Origin of the sequence: Bradyrhizobium sp. SYSU BS000235 (genome assembly GCF_049747295.1) — a bacterium.
Classification (GTDB): Bacteria; Pseudomonadota; Alphaproteobacteria; order Rhizobiales; family Xanthobacteraceae; genus Afipia.
Genome location: NZ_JBMHJM010000001.1, coordinates 4,248,420 through 4,266,844, shown reverse-complemented (window position 1 = coordinate 4,266,844; position 18,425 = coordinate 4,248,420). Strand labels below are relative to the sequence as shown.

The window sequence follows — 18,425 nt, the reverse complement described above, 5'->3', positions numbered from 1 at the left end:
ATCGCTTGCGGCGCGCAAATCGAGTCAGCGCGCTCAGCATTTCCGGAGATGTTGATCAGGACAGATCACCGTCGCAGAGGCGGCGGCAAGCCTCGAACCCAAATGGTGCCATTGTCGAACTGAATGCGAATGCCGTCCGGCGAATAGACCGCGCCTTCCTCTAACGCATCAATCCAGATCCGGCTCGTCGGCGAAAACCAGTCCGGCCAGGCGCGTGACGACGTGCCCGCCTCGGTCAGGATATTCAGTTGATCTCCATTCTGCGTGATCTGGGCAGGCAGATCTCCCCGGCACTTGTCGACGCATGTATAGATGCCGGTCAGATTGATCGCTTGCGCCGATGCATCATTCGCCGCCAGCGCGGCCAGCATTCCGAGAACCAATGTGAGACGTGTCATAAGTGTCTCCCCTCGTTCGAGGTGTCAGGACTGCGTCGCCGCGCGGTCGTCACATCGTGCAGCGGGAATACTGCATTTCCACCGGCACCGGCTCCTTGGAGCTGAGTGTGATCTTGTTCTCTCCGGTGACTTTCACATCGAACGTCATGTCCGAATAAGCGACACCGTCCGAGCACGACGCAGTCACGCGCATGTTCGTCCCGTCATCGTGCAACGATTTGACGGTGCATTTCTGCATTGTGCCGGTTATTCGCTTGCCCTGGACGATGAGACCGCCCGCGTGGAGATCGGCATCCGGCTTGAAAGCGAGCCTGTTATTAGCATCGGTGAACACGGCAGCGCAGGCCGAGGCGTCCACCGTCCAGGCTCCGTTCAAATCCGCCACCTGCGCCGAGGCCGATTGTGTCACGAGCAGGAAGAACAACATCACCGGACTGAAGGCTTTCATGAAACCCTCCAATTGACTGGCCGAGAGGCGACGCCAGCCCGTTCGATCGGACGTGGACGTGTGATCGGACGTGGATGCGTCCAATCGATATCATCGGCACGAACAGGCATAACCCCCGACGTGGCCTTTGCCCCGACGCGGTCTCTCATATCGCTCTTACGCAGCATGAGTGCGGCGAGTGAGCGGACCTTTCGTTGATCCAGGTCAATGATCCAAGTTAGTGATCCAAATCAATGCGTTCCGTTCACCCGTCACGAACTCACGGGCGCTACTTCAAATCGATCGTGATTTTCTCGATCTTGCCGGTGAATGCGAACGGCAGCCTGTAGGTGAAATCCACCGGCGACCCTACATCCATTCCGACGTCCAGACCTTCACCCAATGAGAACTGAATTGGGATCGTCCGTTCCAGCCGTCCCTCCGCCAATGCTTTACCGTTGCGTGACATCTTGATCGTTCCGCCCTTGCCCATTCCTCCGCCGTCGTATGCGAAATCAACGACGAGCGTGGATTTACCCTTGGGCAACGCCTCCTTGGCGGCAAAGGTGCTCCGCTCGGCACCAAGGAAGTTGTAGACGAAGACCGGCTTGCCATCGCGAAGATACAAGCCGTAACCGCCTTCAAGGCCGCCATGCGTCACGATCATTCCCTCGGTCTTGGTATCCGGCAGGTCGATCGCCGCTGTGATCGTCCACGACTTGTTGCACATCGGCGGCGATGCGCCGTCCGGAAGGCCGATCGTTCCGGGATAGTACGTCATCGTCTTGCGGTGCCCCACAAGGCTTGGCCGCCCCATCGCTTCCGCGTTCATGCGAATGGTTGCACGCCAATCCAGCGGCAGCACGTTGTACTTGGCGGCCTCGATCCACCAAAGCTCCTGGAGCTGCTTGAGCTTCTCCGGGTGTTTGGCGGCAAGATCGTTCGCCTGCGAAAAATCCTCCTCGATGTTGTAGAGCTCCCACGGCGCCTTGTCCGGATCCCATTCATCGCGGTTCGGATCCCACGGCACAAACGATGGACACGATGCCATCCAGCCATCGTGATAAAGACCGCGGTTGCACCCGAGCTCGAAATACTGCGTCTTGCGCGGAGCGTCCGCCATGGCATCGTCAAGCGTGGCGGCAAAGCTTTTGCCTTCGATCGGCTTCTGTTTCACGCCGTTGAGATCCGTCGGCGCGGTGATGCCGCACAGATCGTAGATCGTCGGCACGAGATCTATCGTGTGCAAAAACTGGTCGCGCAATCCTCCCTTGTCCTTGATCCGTGCAGGCCAGGAAATGATCATTGGATTGCGCGTGCCACCGAAGTGGCTGGCGACCTGCTTGGTCCATTGGAATGGTGTATTCATCGCGTGGGCCCAGGCGGACGGAAAGTGATTGAAATGCTTCGGGCCGCCGAGGTCATCGATCGCCTTGATGTTGTCCTGCCATTTTTCCGAGAAGCCGTTGAAAAACATATTCTCGCAGAGGGAGCCTTCCAGCCCGCCCTCCGCGCTCGCCCCGTTATCCCCGGCGATGTAGATGATCAGCGTGTTGTCGGCACCGGGAAGCTGCTTGCAGGCGTCTACGATCCGACCGAGCTCGTGGTCGCAATGCGCCCCGTAGCCTGCGAACACTTCCATCATACGCGCGTAGAGCCGTTTCTGATCCGCGTTCAATGAATTCCAGGCCGGCAGCCCTTTCGAGCGCACCGTCAGCTTGGTGTCCTGCGGCACGACGCCCAGCTTCTTCTGGCGCGTAAGCGTCTCTTCGCGATACGCATCCCATCCGCCGTCGAACTTGCCCTCGAACTTCGCGATCCATTCCTTCGGCGTGTGATGCGGCGCATGCGTCGCACCGGTCGCGACATAAAGGAAGTATGGTTTATCCGGCGCGATGCTCTTCGCCTGTCGCACCCAGGCAATGGATTTGTCCGCTATATCGGTCGTGAGATGATAATTCGGATCATCCGATGCCGGGACCAGATTCCTGTTCTCAAACAGAATCGGATTCCAGTGGTTCATGTCACCGCCGTTGAACCCGTAGAAATAATCGAAGCCCAATCCGTTGGCCCAGCGGTCGAACGGACCCGCAGCGCTCGTTTCCCACGTGGGCGTGTTGTGGTTTTTTCCGATCCACGCAGTCATATAGCCGTTCTGACGCAGCACCTCGCCGACGGTGCCACAGCTCTTCGGCAGGATGCAGGTGTAGCCATCGTAGCCGGTCGCGAGTTCAGTGATGCCGGCGAATGCTGCGGAATGATGATTGCGGCCCGTGATCAGCGCGGCGCGCGTGGGACTGCACAACGCTGTCGTGTGGAAGCGATTGTAGCGAAGTCCCTCGGCCGCAAGCTTGTCCATTGTGGATGAAGGAATGCCGCCGCCAAAGGTGCTGTACTGACCGAAGCCGCAATCGTCGATCAGAATAAGCAGAATGTTCGGCGCGCCATCGGGAGCCGCAACCATCTTCGGGAACTGCGCTGGATCGGAGTCGAGGTAGGTGCGACCAATCTCGCCGGGAAAGTGAAAATCAGGCCGGGGTAATATCTCGGGTGTGCCGCTTTCAGAAGAGGTTCGCTCGGGATTCGGCTTCGATCCGCCCATAACGCGCACTCCTTTTTATGAAATTTGCAGTGACGCCCCTCCGTTTATGAATGAAAGAAAACACAGTTTCTGACAGCGAGATACGTCAATGCCTTTGACGTAAATTGCGAGCCACGTCCATCGACGGTTGATCGCTGTTGCGCAGGAGATCGATCGACGTGGATTCGCTTCCACCGCGAAGCGTGTGTCGATGCCCACCTTCACCAGAAACGGACGGCAACGGCTGTTCGGGTTTTTACAGTGCACGAGGCGGTGAGTCCGTTCGCTCAGCATGACGGGGGAACTGTTTGGACTGAGGAGCGTTAGCGCGAAATGCGGCCTCTTTCCTCACGCAGTCCGCATACGATGTATCGAGGCAGCCCTAGTCGGCGCCTCTTTGATTTTCAAGATACCAAATCTGCAAGGACGGTTTGATCGGGCGCTTATCAGAAATCTTCAAGGTCGTGGAGTACAGAAATGAAGTCCCACCAGAACCTTTTGCTCTGCTCGCTCGCTGCCTCTCTCATTCTAGTTAACGCATCCGCAAGAGCACAAGATTCCAAGGGATGGAATCGAACAGTCAGGGTCGCCGACCATTTGGAGCCGGCGATTCCGCATCCCGATCAGCAACAGTCAGCGCTGAATAAACTGCGCCAGCTAGAGGCGAAGACAGGGCGCAAACCAAACATCCTCATCCTACTCGTCGATGATATGGGTTACGGCGACCCCGGCGCATTCGGCGGCGGAGCAATGCTTGGAGCTCCCACGCCGAATATCGACGGTTTGGCTACAGGCGGGTTAAAACTGACTTCGGCTTACGCAACGCCGGTCTGCACGCCATCGCGCGCCGCTCTGATGACAGGCCGTATTCCTGCGCGCAGCGGCCTCACTCGTCCGTTGCTTGCGAGCGACCGGCCCACGAAGAACCCCTGGGCGGACGAAGTCAGTGCCGCCAAACTGCTCAGTCAAAACGGTTACGTCACCGGCTTGTCCGGAAAGTGGCATATCGGCGAAGCCAAGGGGATGCAGCCGCAAGACATCGGCTACGACGAATTCCACGGCTTTCTATCGGTGGTCAGCGAATATACGGCGTACATGAACACCGCCAAATATCCGCAGCTCATTCTCGACCCGGAACGGTTGAAAACATTCAAGAGCCTCAGCGAATACAACGGCATTGTCGAGGGCAAGAAAGGTGGTGACCTGCGGGTCGTTTATCCGCTCGATACGCCCAAACAAATGGGAAATGTCGATCAGGATTTTGCGAACTGGTCGGTCGATTTCATCAAGCGAGCCACGGAGGCCAAGAAGCCGTTCTATCTGATCCACGCGTTCGCCAAGGTCCACTTCGATAATTATCCCGGCGACGGTTATCAGGGACGTAGCGCCGCGAAGCTGCCCTACAGAGACGCTGTTGTTGAAGTGGACGACATTGTCGGGCGTCTCAAAAAGACGCTCGAGGAAACCGGTCAAGCGGACAACACCTTCGTTTTCTTCGTCTCGGATAACGGCCCGGAAGAAGACTCATATCCGGATTCCGGTTTTACGCCCTTCAAATCCGGTAAGGGGACAACCTGGGAAGGCGGCGTGCGCGTACCTGCGATCGCATATTGGCCCGGCATGATAAAGCCGGGACGCATCAGCGACGGGTTGTTCGACATCATGGACCTGTTCAATACGTCTCTCGCTCTGGGAGGCGTCGAGAGCAAGATTCCGTCGGAACGCTACATCGACGGTATTAATCAGGAGAGCTTCCTTCTGACGGACGACGGCGACACCTGCCGCCAGGCGGTGTTTTCGTACAATCAGGCGGATTTTTCCGCGCTTCGCTGGAGCAACTTCAAAGGCTATTTCAAGGTCATTCAATTCGATCAGCCCTTCTCCAACATCAGCATGTCAACTTACGCTCCGATCGGAGTTGCTCCCTGGATTTTCGATATCTACCGAGATCCGAAAGAACGCCTGACACGGAGCAACGGCGACTATGAGTGGATTTATGGCGCGATCCTCCAGTTGCAGGTGGCTCACGCCGCTACATTCGCCAAATATCCGAAGAAGGATATCGGGCTCGGAGTCGGCGAAGGTGGAGACCCACGCTAGCGAGCGTTAGGGATATTTGCTCCAACATCGATGGTAAGGCCCCGATCACTCCAACGAGCAAATTCTGAACGGGCCTTACCAGCTTCCACAGATGCGAAAGATCCAATAGTCGCAGCGCATGGAGAAGAGCATGAATCGGCGAGAATTTTTCGTCCCGACCGCAGCGGGTGCGCTTGCTTCTGCCTAGAGTGATAATTCAGTTGGAAGGGGTCAATAGCAATGAAATGCTCCCATCTCGCGGCCGGAGCTGCGCTGTCAGCCTTGCTCGCGCTCATTTCAGGTTCGTTGCACGCACAGACATCAGCCCTCAGCAATGCGGTGAGGGTCAACGACCATTCCGAACCCGCCCTCTCCTTCCCCGCGCAGGAACAAGCCGCCCAACGCAAACTCGATGAGCGTTTTGCTGCGACAAAGAAACGGCCGAACATTCTCTGGCTGGTGATTGACGATATGGGCTACGGCGACCCGGGCTGTTATGGCGGTGGCGAGTCCATCGGGGCTGCGACCCCCAACATTGACCGCCTTGCCCGTGAAGGGCTCAAGCTGACCTCTACTTATTCGCAGCCCACGTGTACACCCACTCGCTCAGCCATGATGCTCGGCCGGCTTCCCGTGCGCACCGGACTTACCAGACCCATTCTGGCCGGCGACACAGTGAGCGTGAATCCCTGGGACAGTGAAATCAGCGTCGCAAGCATTCTTTCGAGTGCCGGCTACCACACGGTGCTGACCGGGAAATGGCATACCGGCGAGCTGCCGGGCATGCGTCCCTTCGACGTCGGATTCGATGAATTCCAGGGCTACTACGCCTCACAGAAGGAATTGACCCAGCAAGTAGATGCGCGCCGCTATCCCGATCTTGTTCTCGACCCGGACATGGTCACCCGCATCAAAACAGCCGGTGGAAAGATCGATATGTACTACGGGCGCAAAGGCGAGGAAGAGCGCGTTGTCGAAAAGACCACGAGCATCGAGCAATTTGCCGAAGCCGACCAGACGCTGGCGAAGTTCACGATCGATCAGATCAAAAAGGATGCGAAAAGCGACAAGCCATTTTTCATCGCGCACAATTTCATGCGGGTGCATGCCGACAATCACCCCAGCAAGGCATTTCGCGGCAAAAGCACATCCAAATATCAGTACAAAGACAATGTCGTCGAAGTCGATGCGCTGATAGGCGATATCGTTGCGGCTCTCGACGAAGCAGGAATTGCTGACAACACGTTTGTCTTCATCACGTCGGACAACGGCCCGCAGCTCGATGCGTGGCCGGATGGCGGCTATACGCCATTCCGCGGCGCCAAAGGTTCTCCCTGGGAGGGCGGCGTGCGCGTGCCGGGCATCGCGTACTGGAAAGGCGTGATCAAGCCGGGGCGCGAAAGCAATGGTCTGTTCGATCTGATGGATCTTTTCAATACGTCGATCCGATTGGGGAATGCCGCTGACAAGATTCCGGCCGATCGATACATCGATGGCATCGACCAGACCTCGTTCCTGCTGGCCAACGACGGCAAATCGAACCGCGAGAAGGTGTTCATCTGGGTCGAGCACAACCTCGCGGGCATGCGCATGTACGGCTACAAGATCGTGACAAAGGTTGTTCAGGAACAGGCGCAGTGGCTGAACATCGACATGACGACCGTCAGCAACGTCGGCTTGGCACCCTGGCTCTTCAATCTCTACATCGACCCTAAAGAGCAATATCCGGTCGGTCATCGGATGAACGCCTGGCTCGCTTCAATGGCCGCCGAACTCAAGGCAGAGGCGGCGACATTCAAGAAGTACCCGCCGAAACAAGTCGGCCTTGAGCAGTAATGGACATCGACGGGGGAGAACGAGTTGCCCGGCCTCGGATAAGTTAGTTGAGTGACAATGCGCTGGAGGGCATCATGGATTTCAAGCTGCAGGCTGTCGGACCGTTCCTGCATTGGTTGACGCTGATCATCCTCTGCATCATGCCCGTTGTGATCGCCTATGTGATCTACCGGCTCGGCCGCCTTCCGGGCGCGATAGCTCGCGCGCGTAACCATCCGCAGGCGGACGCCATCAACATCTGTGGCTGGATGGGCCTCATCACACTGGTGTTGTGGCCGCTGGCACTGGTGTGGGCTTATCTCGCGCCGTCCGAATCATTGACCGGCGGCGCGGCGAAGGCCGACGACAAAACCCTGCTCGCCAGGCTGCACGAGGCACGACAGCGGCTTGCGGCGGTTGAAGGCCGGCTGCCACAGCAACGCACGGGTAGCTAAACATGCTGTGGGCCATCGCAAGCTCAGTCTTCGTCATCTACCTCTATCGCAAGCTGAATGCGGAAAACATCCCTGCACCCGCGAGCGTCCCCACCGATACGATCGAGGCGGAGCTTGCTGCGTTGAACGCGGAGATCGCGGCACTTGAGCGCAAACTCGGTGGCGCAGGCAGCGGGAGTGGCAAGCCATGATGGCGGCTATCTTCGCAAGCTACGCCGCGCTGATCTGGCTCGTGTTCGCCAGGCTCAAGCTGATACGCCTCTCGCTGCCGATTGCGATCGTGCTTGCCGCGGTTGGCCCGCTGTTCGCCTTCTATATCATCCTGTCGATGAACAATTATCATCCGTCATCGACCGATGCCCGCGTATTCCAGCGCGTCGTGCAGATCACGCCGCACGTCACCGTGCCGGGCCGCGTCGAGAATGTGATCGTGCAACCCAACACGCCTTTGAAGAAAGGCGATGTGCTGTTCACGATCGACCCACGGCCGTTCCAGTTCGAGGTCAATCGGCTGCAGGCTGCCGTCGCGGCCGCCAATCAACTGGTCCCGCAATTGAAGGCGGCCGTGGAACAGGCCTCAGCAGGCGTCGAACGGGCGGAGGCGCAATCGGGTTTGGCCGAGGCGGACTATGATCGCCAGAAACAACTCTTTGCCAAGGGCGACATCGCGCAGGCCGCGCTCGACAAATTCCAGCGCAACCTGGAGACCACCCAGCAGGCGGTGACGGAGGCGAAGGCTGTGGAGATGAAGGCCCGCCTCGCCTATGAATCCAATATCGGAGACGAGAACACCGCCGTCGCGCAGGCACGCCAGCAGCTCGATCAGGCGAAATATAATCTCGACGAGGCCACCGTCCGCGCGCCGTGCGACGGTTACGTCACGAACCTGCAGCTCCTGCCCGGCGCGGTCGTCAACGCAACAGCGTCGGTCATGCCGTTCGTCTGCAATCGCGACGACGCCAATCGCGGCGTTGTCGTCGCAACCTTCATGCAAGGGCCTTATCTATCCATCAAACCCGGCGCTTATGCCGAGGTCGTATTTCCGATGTATCCTGGGCAGGTTTTTCCGGGAAAGGTTCTGACCGCCATCGATCTTGCTTCTGAAGGGCAGCTCACGGCGACCGGGCTTTTCCCCGGCATCGATGCGCCCCATAACGCGCGCTTTGCCGTCCGCATCAAGCTCGACGATGGCGATGATCTGCGATTGCCGGCAGGAACGCAAGGAAGCGCCGCCGTCTTCAGCGGCCGCGTGCAAATCGCGGGCGTGATCCGGATGGCCGTGATACGCGCCAACAGCTGGCTCAACTACCTGTTCTTCTCGTCTTGAGGGTCTGGCGTCGAGCCCCTACCCCGTAATCCCCTTCAGCCCGGTATAGGCCGAGCCGATCGCGGTGGCGGCGACGCCGATCATCGGGCCGGCGGTCTGCATCAGGTCCTGGATCAGCCGCGCGCGGCGGCGCAGGGTTTCTTCGCCCACATGCTGACCCAACATGCGCGCGGCGCGGAAGGCGGCGGCGTTGGGTTTGCCGCCCTGCCCCAGCGTCTTCGGCAGCACATCGAAGATGATGAGGCCGATGATGTTGCCGCACATGAAGGCGAGGAAAATGCTGGTGGAATATTCCAGCACCTCGCGCCATTCGATCCACGGCCCCGGCAGTATCGGCACGTGATCGTGCAGTCCCGTCACCGTGAGCATGCCGAACACACTTAACGCCGCGGTGAGCAGGCCGACCAACGCCGCGCCGCCTGCGCGCAGCTTGTGCAGCGGGAAGCTCAACAGGCCGAACAGCAGCGGGATGACGAGGGAAGCGATGCGCAAATAAAGCTGCGAGACATCGAGCACGATGGTGACGACAGCGTGCGCGACCAGCAGCAGCAGCACCGGGATCGCCACATACAGCGCCACATGGGTGATGAAGTAGCGCAGCGGATGCTGGTAACGCTCCAGCTTCGCATGGGTGCGGTCGAGCGCGCTGCGGATGCGTTCGAGCTCTCCGACGAGGCCCTCGATTTCAAGCAGGACGGGACGCACCACGCGCAGATCGCGCGAGCAGTGCTTGCACGCGATAGCTTCGTCCCTGATCGTCTCGGCGCAGAACGGACATTCCATCAGCAATTCTTTCAGGCAGACCTTTTGTTCTCTCGGGTCTTGAACATGGCAAGCTCCGCCATCGCCCGCTGCAGCTCCTCGCGGGCGGCGTCGCGCTTGGCAATGAGATCATCGCGCTCCGCGATCAGCGTCGCCGGCACCGCGATGTCGCGCGAGCAGGTGACGCAGACCAGCACCTCGTCCACGTTCTCTTTCAGGCAGTAGGGGCAGATCATCGTCACGCCGTTTCCCTTTCTGCGGGGCTGGTGGCCCTTCCGATGAATTGCCCGCCGATCCAGCCGATCAAGCCTGCGAACGGCACAGGTGCCAGGGGCGCACAGAGAAGCTGACCAATGCTGGATTCGGGATCAACAAAGCCCGGGTACCACATCGGCATGCCGAGCACGGCCAGAACAATGCCGATGCCTTGCCCCGCATCGCGGGCGTTGGACACCATCTCCGGGCCTAGGAAGAACAGCGGCACGTTCAGAAGAAACATCAAGGTTGCGGACAGCCACATCGCAGACCGGGGCGCGCCGAAATTCGGGAACAGCCGACACGTCACATACAAAACAACAAATCCCCAGTTCATGATCGCGAAATCCAGGGGCTGTAGATAGATGAAACTCGAAAATCGAACTCCGGATGGTCCGGCCTGGAACAGACCGAGTTTGGTACCAAGATAGATCAGTGTGGCGACCACGCTTGGACCGATACAAACGATCAGGACGGCAATCAGAGGAACTTGCGTCCAGGCGAGCGACTGACCGTTTGCCGAGACCGCGCTTCGTCCTTTGATGTATGCGAACAATATTGCCAGCAGCAGCAGGATGACGGTTGCATATTTAGCTGTATCGGACATCACAAGCATTGCGTCACACTTGATTTAAGAGACTTGGTTTAAGGCGCTTGGTTCAAGCTGGATCGCACGTTGAAAGGTACATGGGCGTGGCGCCAATCCGCATGATGCGCGCGTTCGAAGCCCCATGGATACGGTTGTGACCTGACGCCATTGGTCGTTGCGGCACCGAACGGGGTTCAAGGAGCAATCTTCAATGTGAAGCTGGTACTGGCAGGTCGGCCGTCGCTGTCCTTCAAATCCACGCGCAGCATGTAGTCGCCCGGCGGCAATTCGGCGTCGGGCATGTCGATGCCGCTCGGCTGCACGTATTTCGTCACGCGCGAGGTCAGGTCCACATTCGGCGTCCTTAAGTAGGTCATCTTGACGGAGTTGGCGTCGATCTTGGCGTCGCCGTAGGATTCGAACTTGAGCTGAAGCCGGATCGGCGACTTCGTCGCATCGCTCGGCCCGGTATAAAGGATCTTCGGCCCGCGCATGATGCCGCGCCGCTCCGTCGCCACCGCGCCCTTGGGCGGCGGCAGCTTCGCCTCCTCTGCGGTGATGAGTTGGCCGGCATGGCTCTGCAATGGCGTGGCCAGCAGCATGGTGGCGGCTAGAAAGACACTCTGCACGACAACGGCGCTCTGCACATATTTCATCACGTTCTTCCTCTTGGTCCTCTTATGTTTGTTTTTGCGCTGACGGGTCAGCGGACACCGCCGTCGCCGATAATGGTGTACGGTGCCCAGAACAGCGGATGCGCATAGGCGAATTCGGTCTTGCCCTCGGCATTGAGATAACCCGGACCATCCACCAGCGCCATCATTGCCTGCCGCAGCGCCTCGCTGCGCGGCAGCTTGGCATCCGCCGCCTGTCGCTTGAACAGGTCGGTCACCAGTTCGCGGGCGGACTGCGAATGCACCGACCAGTTCGTCACCAGCAGCGCGCGGGTGCCGGCATAGAAGAACGCGCGGCCGAGGCCCGAGGCTGCTTCCGCGCCCGCGCCTGCGCCTGTGCCGGTGTTGCACGCCGAGAGAATGACCCAGTCGGCATCGAGCTTGAGGCCGAGGATCTCCTCCATGGTCAGGAGGCCGTCGCCTTCTTCACCGGTCACCTTGGGCGATGACAACGCCAGCGCGGGCTGCGTCAGGCCATTGAGTTCGCCGGGCACCAGGCCGTGGGTGGCGAAGGCCAGAACCTTGAAGCCGGACAGGTTCATGGTCTTCACCGCGCTTTCCGTGGCGTCCTTGCCGAGATGCAGCACCTGCGACGGGTCCGCTTGCAAGGCCAATGCAATCGACTTCAGCTCTTCCGAAGTGTCGGGCAGCCGCGGCAACAACGCGATCTCGGCGCTGTCCACGCCCTCCAGCTTCGGACTGCTGCGGCGTTTGAGCGGCACGCCACGCATAGTGTTGGTGTCGGTGCTGGCGACGCGCACTTTGGCGGCTTCGTCCTGAGCCTCCGCCTGCTGATCGGTTGAGAAGTACGGATCGCCGAACGCCACCAGTTCGCCGCGGCCGGGCTTGCCGGGCGGCAGTTGCCGCAGCGTGCGCAGCGCCGCGGCTGAGGGCACCGTGGTGACCGCGTGGGTGCGCGCCAGCCACGGCACATTGCGGTAACTTGCGAACAACGGATCGTCGTCCTGCTTCACGGTTGCGGGCGCAGTCGGCAGCAGCGACAGCGGCAACAGGCCGAGCGCGCCGTTGGTGACAACGACGAGATTCTTCGCGTCCTTCCAGCCGCTTTCCACCGGCTGCAGCAGCAGTGCATAAAGCTCATGGGCGAGTGCGAGATCGAACGGCGGAATGTCCGAGATCATCGCGGCCTGCGGCTCCAGCGCCTCGCGCAGCTTGCGCACCTTGCTCTCAATCTCGCCGCTGGTCGCCTTGATCCGCGCGAACGCAACGTTGCCGCTCTTCGGCACGGCCCATACGAAGCTGCCGCTCTGCCCGAAATAGAACGAGAGCATCGCCTCCCCGTCTGCGAGCAGCGCGCGGATCTCGGCGACCGACGGCGGCTTGGGCGAAACCAATTCCGCATAGGCCGGAAACTTCTGGTTGATCTCGGCCCGCGCCTTGTTGCGCTCGGTCCGCAGCGTATTGATCGAGGCATTGATCGCCTGCACGCCCTTGTCGTCGCGCTCGCCGGACGGCAGCGAGAGCACATTGTTCAATGTGCCGAGCTGGGCGTTGACCTGCTTGACGAGGTCCTGCTCCTTGCGCACGAGGTCGGCGAGCTTGGGGTCCTTCGCGGCGGCGCGGGCGCTCGATGCCGCCAGCGCCTGCTGCACCGAATGTCCGCGCACGGCGTCCGCCAATGCAAAGGTCTCCTCGCCCACCTCACCCGCAGGCGCGCCGTCCCGCGTCAACAGCAGGAAGTAGCTCTCCACCGTGTTCTGCAGGCGCAGCGTGCGCGCCGCCACCACCGTGGTGTTTTCGTCGTCGGCGTTTTCGCGCGCGCCCGTCAGCATGATCGGCATCGCGGCCTTGAATTCGCGCGCCGCATCCGCATCGCGGCCCGCTCGCATCAGGCCGGCGGCCAGCGCACCGCGGGCGGAGGCCGTGTCGAAATGGTTCTCGCCGACCCGCGCCGACAGGTTCTTCACCAGCTTCTCGGCGGCGGCGACACCGGCTTCGACCTGCCCCGATGCGTACAGCGAGAGAATGCGCGCCGGATTGAGTTCATAGACCTGGCGACGTGTCGGGTCCCATTTCGCGATGGCCTGGTCAATGCGGTCGAACAAGCGTGCTGCTTCCGCGGTCTTGCGCTGCAGGTTCAGCACGCCCGCAAGCTGAGCCAGCGTGTCAACGTTGGACTGCGCGTCCGGTGCGATGCCCATCGTCTCGTTGATTTCGAGCGCCACGCGCATCAACTTTTCGGCGTCCGGGTAGCGGCCTTGCTCCACGAGGATCGCGGCGAGGCCGGAAATATAACGCGGCGTTTGCTGGTGATACTTGCCATTGTCCTTGAGGCGCGAGAGCAGTGCCCGCCGCGCATCGGCCTCGGCTTCGGCGAGCCGTCCCTGCTTTGCCTTCATCCGCGCCTGCTTCAGCACGGTGAAATCGACGCCCTGCAACAGCACGGATTCGGAAGGGGCATTTTCTGAATCGAGCAGGTCCTTCATGGCGGCGCGGCGGCGCTGTTCGGTGAGCCTGTATGCGGTTTCGGCTTCAGCGAACTGTCCGCGCGCTTCAGCCAGAAAAGCACGGCCGAATTCGATCTCGGATTCCCAGCTCTGCCCGCGCTTGGCGTAGGCGGCGCGCCAGGCGGGGTGGCCACTGGTGCGCGCCTCCTGGATCGCGACAGCGTTCTTCCGCACATAGGCATCGGCCTGGGCGAGATCGCCCATCTGGATCAAGAGACCCGCGATCTGCCGGTTGGCGCCGAACAGATAGCCCTTCGCGCCCGGCTGTCCGGCCACCTCCCGCAACTGGCGCTGAGAAAGTTCGAGCGCCTTCTTGGGGTCGCCCGCCGCGAGGTAATTCAACCCCGCAAGCACGATGATACGGCCTTTGAAGGCCGGCGAGATCGCACCCTGGCCCACCTCGAGCGCCTTGTTGGAATCGGCGATGGCTTCCGCCAGCCGCCCGAGTTCGCTGCGCGCGTTGCTGCGGTCATAATAGAACTGCGCGAGCTCTGCCCGCGATTCCTTGCCGCTGGGCTGCTCGTCGGCGTCGGCTTTCTTTTCTTCGATCTTCTTCAGGTCCGGCTTTTCGCTATCGAGAATGGCGGTGATGTCGGAAATCGTCCGCGGCGGCGCGACGAAGCCCGCAGGCAACGCCACGCCCGGCGCCAGTTTCGGCGCGGCCTCGGTGGGAACGGCAACCGCGACATTGGCGCGGCGGTTGGCGGCCTGCAGCTTCGCCATCACGCAGGCCCTCACCTTCGGCGTGGCCTGGGCGCGGCAGGCTTCTAAGCTGCCGCCGCCGCCGCGCATGCAGCCCATCACGATGGGCTTCCCGACGCTCATGCGGCATTGTTCGATGGCCGCTTCCTTGGAGAGTTCGGCCAAGGCGGGCTGCGCGGCCAAAACAGCGACCATCAGGGCGGCGAGCGCGCCAAATAACGAAGGAAGCAGTGGGCTGTTCAAGGAGAAAACGCGACGCCATCTTGCGGGAAAGGACAATCCGTCCAGAGGCATAATCTCCCCCCAATGAAAATTGACATGTCGAAAAAAGCGATAATACCGGCAGACTTCGCACGATAACAAGACCCATCTGGGTCTTGTCCTCGTTGTCATCGTCCCGCGAAAGCATGAGCGAGAGCCATTCGTGACAACAACAGCCGTTTCGTGAAAACAAGCCCGCCATGAGAAAGCGTTGCCGTAAGAGCCGCCCAATGAGTTTCCTGCCATGAGAGCCGCCCCCAAGAGAACCATCCAATGAGAGCCCGAACCACCGCGATCGTCTGCTTGATGATCGGCTGCCTCGCCGCCAACTTCGGCACCACAGCGCTGGCGGACGACCGCACCCCGGACGCCGCCAAGCCAGATACTGTGAAGCCGGATGTCCTCTGGCCCACAGCGGCGATCATGCGTGGGGCGACAGTCGCGCCCGACCTGACGTTTCCGGACAAAGCCCAGACGGGTGCCGCGGGTCTTGAGCGGCGCATGACGCTGATGAAGCCCGAAGGCGACGGCCCCTTCCCCGCCATCGTCATGGTGCACCAGTGCGCGGGACTTAATGGCGCGGTGATGGCCAATGCGCGGGAAGCCGTGGCGCAGAACTACGTGGTGCTGATGATCGACAGCCTCACGCCGCGCGGCGTGACAACCGTATGCTACGGCCCGAAAAATGGCGTGAACTTCTTCCGCGGCGTGCGCGATGCGCTGCAGGCGGCGGAGCATTTGCGCAACCAACCTTACGTCGACAAGGCGCGCATTGCGCTGGTGGGATTTTCGTGGGGCGCGATGGTCGGCCTGATGACGGCGAGCCAACACTACGCGTCCGCAGCGCTGGTGAACGCGACGCCGTTTGCGGCCGTGGTGAGTTTCTATCCCGGCTGTTTCAAAATCACCCCGCCGAACGGCAGGCCGCCTTTTGAGACCCTCAATCCCGACATTAAGCGCCCGCTGCTGGTGCTGATGGGCGAGGATGACACCGAGACGCCGTCTGGCGAATGCGTGAGCAAGCTGGAGGCCGCCAAGCGCGCGGGCGCAACCGTGGAATGGCACGTCTATCCGAAGACGACGCATTGCTGGGATTGCCGCGGTCTCGACGGGCGATCCAAGACCGACGTGCGCGGCCATCATGTCGAATACCGCTTCTCGCCTGAGGCCACGAAAGACGGGCGACAGCGGATGTTCGAATTTCTTAAGCGCACGATGGCGAAGGGGTGATGCCCGCGCCTGAGATGCGCGGACATGGAGGGAGGCCGGGCCACACAAGAATGCAGGATGCGGCAAAATAGCGTCTCAAGTAGAGGAACCAACCCGTTCCTGCCGCTTCATACCAGACCTCGCACAACTCATCGGATGGGTGGACATGTCATATTCCGAAAGCAACGGGAGCCATCCGTTTTCCTCGGCCCTGACGCGGCTTGGCGCCTTGAGCGCGAGCCCCGTCGCGTTTCTGATTGTCGTCGTTTACGCCGCACTGTGGCTCATCTTTGAGCCTGAGACGCTTGACTGGCATGCCTTCGCGACGCTTGCGACATGGATGATGACGCTGTTCATCCAACGATCAGAACACCGCGACACCCAGGCTGTTCACGCCAAGCTCGATGAACTCTTACGCTCGGATAAGCGCGCCCGATCAGGGCTCGCCAAGATCGATAAGCAAGAACCGGAAGACATCGAAGAACAACGCGATCGAGCCAACGATTGAACTTCAACAGCTGGAAAACGCCGCCCATCCGGCGGCGGTCAAGCTTATCATGGCGACCAGGGACGAGCCACGACGCGGTGCGGCGTGAACCAACGACGCCGTTCGCCGTTTTCAATCGGGATGTTTGACAATAAGCTCATGCGCTATATCGGCCACACCACCGCCATCTGATCGCGTAAATATAAAGACTCCGGAGGAAATGAATGTTCGCAGTGCTGTTCGAGGTTCACCCCAAACAGGGCCAGACGGACACCTATTTGGGCTACGCCAAGATGCTGCGGCCGGAGGTGGAGAAGATCGACGGCTTCATCGACAATGTGCGCTACCGAAGTCTGACGCGCGACGGCTGGCTGTTGGCGATGTCCGGCTGGCGCGATGAGAAAGCCATGGTGCGCTGGCGTGTGCATGCGCGCCACCATGCAGTGCAGGACAAGGGCCGTACCGATGTGTTCAGCGATTATCACCTGCGCATCGGCGAGATCACCGACGACACGCGCCCGCCTCAGGGCCACAGCGTGCAGGAGCAACGTCTCGACGAAACGCAAGTGGGCGACGCCACCACGGTGACGCTAATCGATGTTGCGCGCCCTCCCGAATGGGTGAAGGCCACGAACGCACCCGAGATCGCAACCGCGCTCGGGCTCGAACTCGGCGCCGAAGGTCTCGTCGCATGGGATGTGTTCGAAGCGGTGCTGACGCCGGGCGATGTCATTCTTTTGCTGTCATGGCGAACGAAAGAGCATGCGGACGCGTTTGAAAAGCGCGTGGCGCTGCCGGAGGGTGCGCGGCGGCGGCGCGTGCGCATCGTGCGCGACTACGGCCAGTTCGACCGACGCGAGGCGCCGCAATATTACCCTGACGTGGCGAGGGAGAAGCCGATGACAGACAACACGAAGCAAACCGTGACCGAGCCGATGTACTGCTATCTCTACTCGCTCGAGGACCAGCGCCGCGTCAGCGATGTGTTCGCCGATGAAGACAAGCTGTGGGTTTATGCCAAGACCCACGGCTATTGCGGTGAAGAGATCGACCGCGAGGACGCCGACCCGCGCTGCGTGCTGAACCCAGGCATCGAGATCCACGAAAGCACCGCCAACGGAGAACGCGTCGGCATGAATGCGAGGACTGAGCGGGTGTGAAAGTTTCGCACGCGTCTTCGGTTTCGCCTGTCGCAATGATCGCAACGTTCGAGGCGCGCGCGTCAATCAATCAAGAATCGCCTCAGAAAGATTCTGCGCATCCAATCGTCGTTCCGAAAGGGTTTGCTTTCACGCATTGTCCGCAAAGGTTCTGAACGCTGGAATGCTCCGGTCGTGGACACCACCCAGCCCGGAAGATAAGGCAAAGGAGTCAACTCGATCGTTGTGGCGCCATCGTTGGCGATTTGACCGATCGCCCTCCCCAAACCGTCCGCCTCGGAGTTGTCGAACAGGACGACGCGATCAAACAGTCGAACGCTTTGTCGCAAACCATCGATCGCGCGGGAATATCGCGCAACGATCTTGTCTTCCGGCACATCGTGGCCGCCCAAGTCATGCCGGTTTCTCACCCGCCCGACGTTAATTTGAGGATCATCGGTGCAAACGAAATAAAGATGCACGGTGTATCCGAGCGTCTTCAGCGCATCCAAAAATTCAATGTTCGATGGATGAGAAAAAACAGTCTCGAAACCAAAGGTCTGCAAGGCCTGCGCGTAGTCCACCCGCTTGCTGCGCGCGAGCTTGAACGCCTCCCTGGAAATTTCATCGGGGGAAAGGTGAGGATTCGATTTGCCAAATTCCGACGCGACGACGTCGGGATCGATCCAGTTCTCGAGCTCATGCAATTGTCGAAGACCCTTTGTAAGGGTCGATTTTCCGCTGCCGTTGGGGCCTGCCAGGCATAGGCAAAAAGGTGCTGCATCCTCCGACAAAAG

Annotated in this window: 17 protein-coding genes; 8 read left to right on the top strand and 9 right to left on the bottom strand. The window is 60.3% G+C overall.

Annotated elements, in window-relative coordinates; genetic code table 11:
* Nucleotides 1-65 precede the first annotated feature (65 nt).
* From ACP0KA_RS19980 to ACP0KA_RS19970, 3 genes are all read right to left on the bottom strand, one after another.
* Nucleotides 66-398 (bottom strand): hypothetical protein, encoded by a 333-nt coding sequence (locus ACP0KA_RS19980; RefSeq protein ID WP_424630463.1) that lies wholly within the window; start codon nucleotides 396-398, stop codon nucleotides 66-68.
* 49 nt (nucleotides 399-447) lie between these two features.
* Nucleotides 448-846: a hypothetical protein gene (locus ACP0KA_RS19975; protein WP_424630462.1), complete on the bottom strand. Its 399-nt coding sequence runs from the start codon at nucleotides 844-846 to the stop codon at nucleotides 448-450.
* A gap of 268 nt (nucleotides 847-1,114) precedes the next feature.
* Nucleotides 1,115-3,427, bottom strand: a complete 2,313-nt coding sequence (locus tag ACP0KA_RS19970; RefSeq protein WP_424630461.1) for an arylsulfatase — start codon at nucleotides 3,425-3,427, stop codon at nucleotides 1,115-1,117.
* Nucleotides 3,428-3,883: 456 nt separating this feature from the next.
* Here ACP0KA_RS19970 and ACP0KA_RS19965 point away from each other — a divergent pair, with 456 nt between their 5' ends.
* The 5 genes from ACP0KA_RS19965 (at nucleotide 3,884) to ACP0KA_RS19945 (ending at nucleotide 9,082) form a co-directional block, all read left to right on the top strand.
* Entirely contained in the window at nucleotides 3,884-5,506 is a 1,623-nt protein-coding gene (locus ACP0KA_RS19965) for an arylsulfatase (protein ID WP_424630460.1), read from the top strand.
* 219 nt (nucleotides 5,507-5,725) lie between these two features.
* Nucleotides 5,726-7,321 (top strand): arylsulfatase, encoded by a 1,596-nt coding sequence (locus ACP0KA_RS19960; RefSeq protein ID WP_424630459.1) that lies wholly within the window; start codon nucleotides 5,726-5,728, stop codon nucleotides 7,319-7,321.
* Between the two features lie 47 nt (nucleotides 7,322-7,368).
* A complete protein-coding gene (locus tag ACP0KA_RS19955) occupies nucleotides 7,369-7,755 on the top strand; it encodes a DUF3302 domain-containing protein (protein ID WP_424630458.1) in 387 nt (128 codons plus the stop codon).
* A 2-nt stretch (nucleotides 7,756-7,757) separates the two neighbouring features.
* Nucleotides 7,758-7,946 carry a hypothetical protein gene (locus ACP0KA_RS19950; protein WP_424630457.1) on the top strand — a complete coding sequence of 63 codons (189 nt, stop codon included), beginning with the start codon at nucleotides 7,758-7,760 and terminating at the stop codon, nucleotides 7,944-7,946.
* Nucleotides 7,943-9,082, top strand: coding sequence for an HlyD family secretion protein (locus tag ACP0KA_RS19945; RefSeq protein WP_424630456.1), 1,140 nt, complete (start codon nucleotides 7,943-7,945; stop codon nucleotides 9,080-9,082). Before ACP0KA_RS19950 ends, ACP0KA_RS19945 begins: the two co-directional genes overlap by 4 nt.
* Before the next feature lie 18 nt (nucleotides 9,083-9,100).
* On the opposite strand, the gene ACP0KA_RS19940 is transcribed toward ACP0KA_RS19945, so the two are convergent.
* The 5 genes from ACP0KA_RS19940 to ACP0KA_RS19920 form a co-directional block, all read right to left on the bottom strand.
* Nucleotides 9,101-9,865, bottom strand: coding sequence for a hypothetical protein (locus ACP0KA_RS19940; protein WP_424630455.1), 765 nt, complete (start codon nucleotides 9,863-9,865; stop codon nucleotides 9,101-9,103).
* Between the two features lie 11 nt (nucleotides 9,866-9,876).
* Nucleotides 9,877-10,080 (bottom strand): hypothetical protein, encoded by a 204-nt coding sequence (locus ACP0KA_RS19935; RefSeq protein ID WP_424631669.1) that lies wholly within the window; start codon nucleotides 10,078-10,080, stop codon nucleotides 9,877-9,879.
* A gap of 2 nt (nucleotides 10,081-10,082) precedes the next feature.
* Complete coding sequence (locus ACP0KA_RS19930) at nucleotides 10,083-10,706, bottom strand: hypothetical protein (RefSeq protein ID WP_424630454.1); 624 nt, start codon at nucleotides 10,704-10,706, stop codon at nucleotides 10,083-10,085.
* A 176-nt stretch (nucleotides 10,707-10,882) separates the two neighbouring features.
* Nucleotides 10,883-11,344 carry a hypothetical protein gene (locus ACP0KA_RS19925; RefSeq protein ID WP_424630453.1) on the bottom strand — a complete coding sequence of 154 codons (462 nt, stop codon included), beginning with the start codon at nucleotides 11,342-11,344 and terminating at the stop codon, nucleotides 10,883-10,885.
* A 47-nt stretch (nucleotides 11,345-11,391) separates the two neighbouring features.
* Entirely contained in the window at nucleotides 11,392-14,727 is a 3,336-nt protein-coding gene (locus ACP0KA_RS19920; protein WP_424631668.1) for a CHAT domain-containing protein, read from the bottom strand.
* A 339-nt stretch (nucleotides 14,728-15,066) separates the two neighbouring features.
* On the opposite strand from ACP0KA_RS19920, the gene ACP0KA_RS19915 reads away from it, so the two are divergent.
* The 3 genes from ACP0KA_RS19915 to ACP0KA_RS19905 all read left to right on the top strand — a co-directional run bounded on the left by ACP0KA_RS19915 (nucleotide 15,067) and on the right by ACP0KA_RS19905 (nucleotide 17,649).
* A complete protein-coding gene (locus ACP0KA_RS19915) occupies nucleotides 15,067-16,023 on the top strand; it encodes a dienelactone hydrolase family protein (protein WP_424630452.1) in 957 nt (318 codons plus the stop codon).
* Nucleotides 16,024-16,168: 145 nt separating this feature from the next.
* Nucleotides 16,169-16,510: a low affinity iron permease family protein gene (locus ACP0KA_RS19910; protein ID WP_424630451.1), complete on the top strand. Its 342-nt coding sequence runs from the start codon at nucleotides 16,169-16,171 to the stop codon at nucleotides 16,508-16,510.
* 203 nt (nucleotides 16,511-16,713) lie between these two features.
* The gene (locus ACP0KA_RS19905) at nucleotides 16,714-17,649 is read left to right on the top strand and encodes an antibiotic biosynthesis monooxygenase family protein (protein ID WP_424630450.1); all 936 of its coding nucleotides are present in this window, start codon (nucleotides 16,714-16,716) and stop codon (nucleotides 17,647-17,649) included.
* 62 nt (nucleotides 17,650-17,711) lie between these two features.
* On the opposite strand, the gene ACP0KA_RS19900 is transcribed toward ACP0KA_RS19905, so the two are convergent.
* The gene (locus ACP0KA_RS19900) at nucleotides 17,712-18,422 is read right to left on the bottom strand and encodes a zeta toxin family protein (protein ID WP_424630449.1); all 711 of its coding nucleotides are present in this window, start codon (nucleotides 18,420-18,422) and stop codon (nucleotides 17,712-17,714) included.
* Nucleotides 18,423-18,425: the final 3 nt, after the last annotated feature.

Excerpts from the sequence above, each read along its gene's own strand:
- ACP0KA_RS19915 (WP_424630452.1), top strand. The coding sequence starts at position 15,067 with ATGAGAGCCCGAACCACCGCGATCGTCTGCTTGATGATCGGCTGCCTC.
- ACP0KA_RS19950 (WP_424630457.1), top strand. The coding sequence starts at position 7,758 with ATGCTGTGGGCCATCGCAAGCTCAGTCTTCGTCATCTACCTCTATCGC.
- ACP0KA_RS19970 (WP_424630461.1), bottom strand. The coding sequence starts at position 3,427 with ATGGGCGGATCGAAGCCGAATCCCGAGCGAACCTCTTCTGAAAGCGGC.
- ACP0KA_RS19930 (WP_424630454.1), bottom strand. The coding sequence starts at position 10,706 with ATGTCCGATACAGCTAAATATGCAACCGTCATCCTGCTGCTGCTGGCA.
- ACP0KA_RS19945 (WP_424630456.1), top strand. The coding sequence starts at position 7,943 with ATGATGGCGGCTATCTTCGCAAGCTACGCCGCGCTGATCTGGCTCGTG.
- ACP0KA_RS19980 (WP_424630463.1), bottom strand. The coding sequence starts at position 398 with ATGACACGTCTCACATTGGTTCTCGGAATGCTGGCCGCGCTGGCGGCG.
- ACP0KA_RS19905 (WP_424630450.1), top strand. The coding sequence starts at position 16,714 with ATGTTCGCAGTGCTGTTCGAGGTTCACCCCAAACAGGGCCAGACGGAC.
- ACP0KA_RS19935 (WP_424631669.1), bottom strand. The coding sequence starts at position 10,080 with ATGATCTGCCCCTACTGCCTGAAAGAGAACGTGGACGAGGTGCTGGTC.
- ACP0KA_RS19910 (WP_424630451.1), top strand. The coding sequence starts at position 16,169 with ATGTCATATTCCGAAAGCAACGGGAGCCATCCGTTTTCCTCGGCCCTG.
- ACP0KA_RS19960 (WP_424630459.1), top strand. The coding sequence starts at position 5,726 with ATGAAATGCTCCCATCTCGCGGCCGGAGCTGCGCTGTCAGCCTTGCTC.
- ACP0KA_RS19965 (WP_424630460.1), top strand. The coding sequence starts at position 3,884 with ATGAAGTCCCACCAGAACCTTTTGCTCTGCTCGCTCGCTGCCTCTCTC.
- ACP0KA_RS19975 (WP_424630462.1), bottom strand. The coding sequence starts at position 846 with ATGAAAGCCTTCAGTCCGGTGATGTTGTTCTTCCTGCTCGTGACACAA.
- ACP0KA_RS19920 (WP_424631668.1), bottom strand. The coding sequence starts at position 14,727 with ATGGTCGCTGTTTTGGCCGCGCAGCCCGCCTTGGCCGAACTCTCCAAG.
- ACP0KA_RS19940 (WP_424630455.1), bottom strand. The coding sequence starts at position 9,865 with ATGGAATGTCCGTTCTGCGCCGAGACGATCAGGGACGAAGCTATCGCG.
- ACP0KA_RS19925 (WP_424630453.1), bottom strand. The coding sequence starts at position 11,344 with ATGAAATATGTGCAGAGCGCCGTTGTCGTGCAGAGTGTCTTTCTAGCC.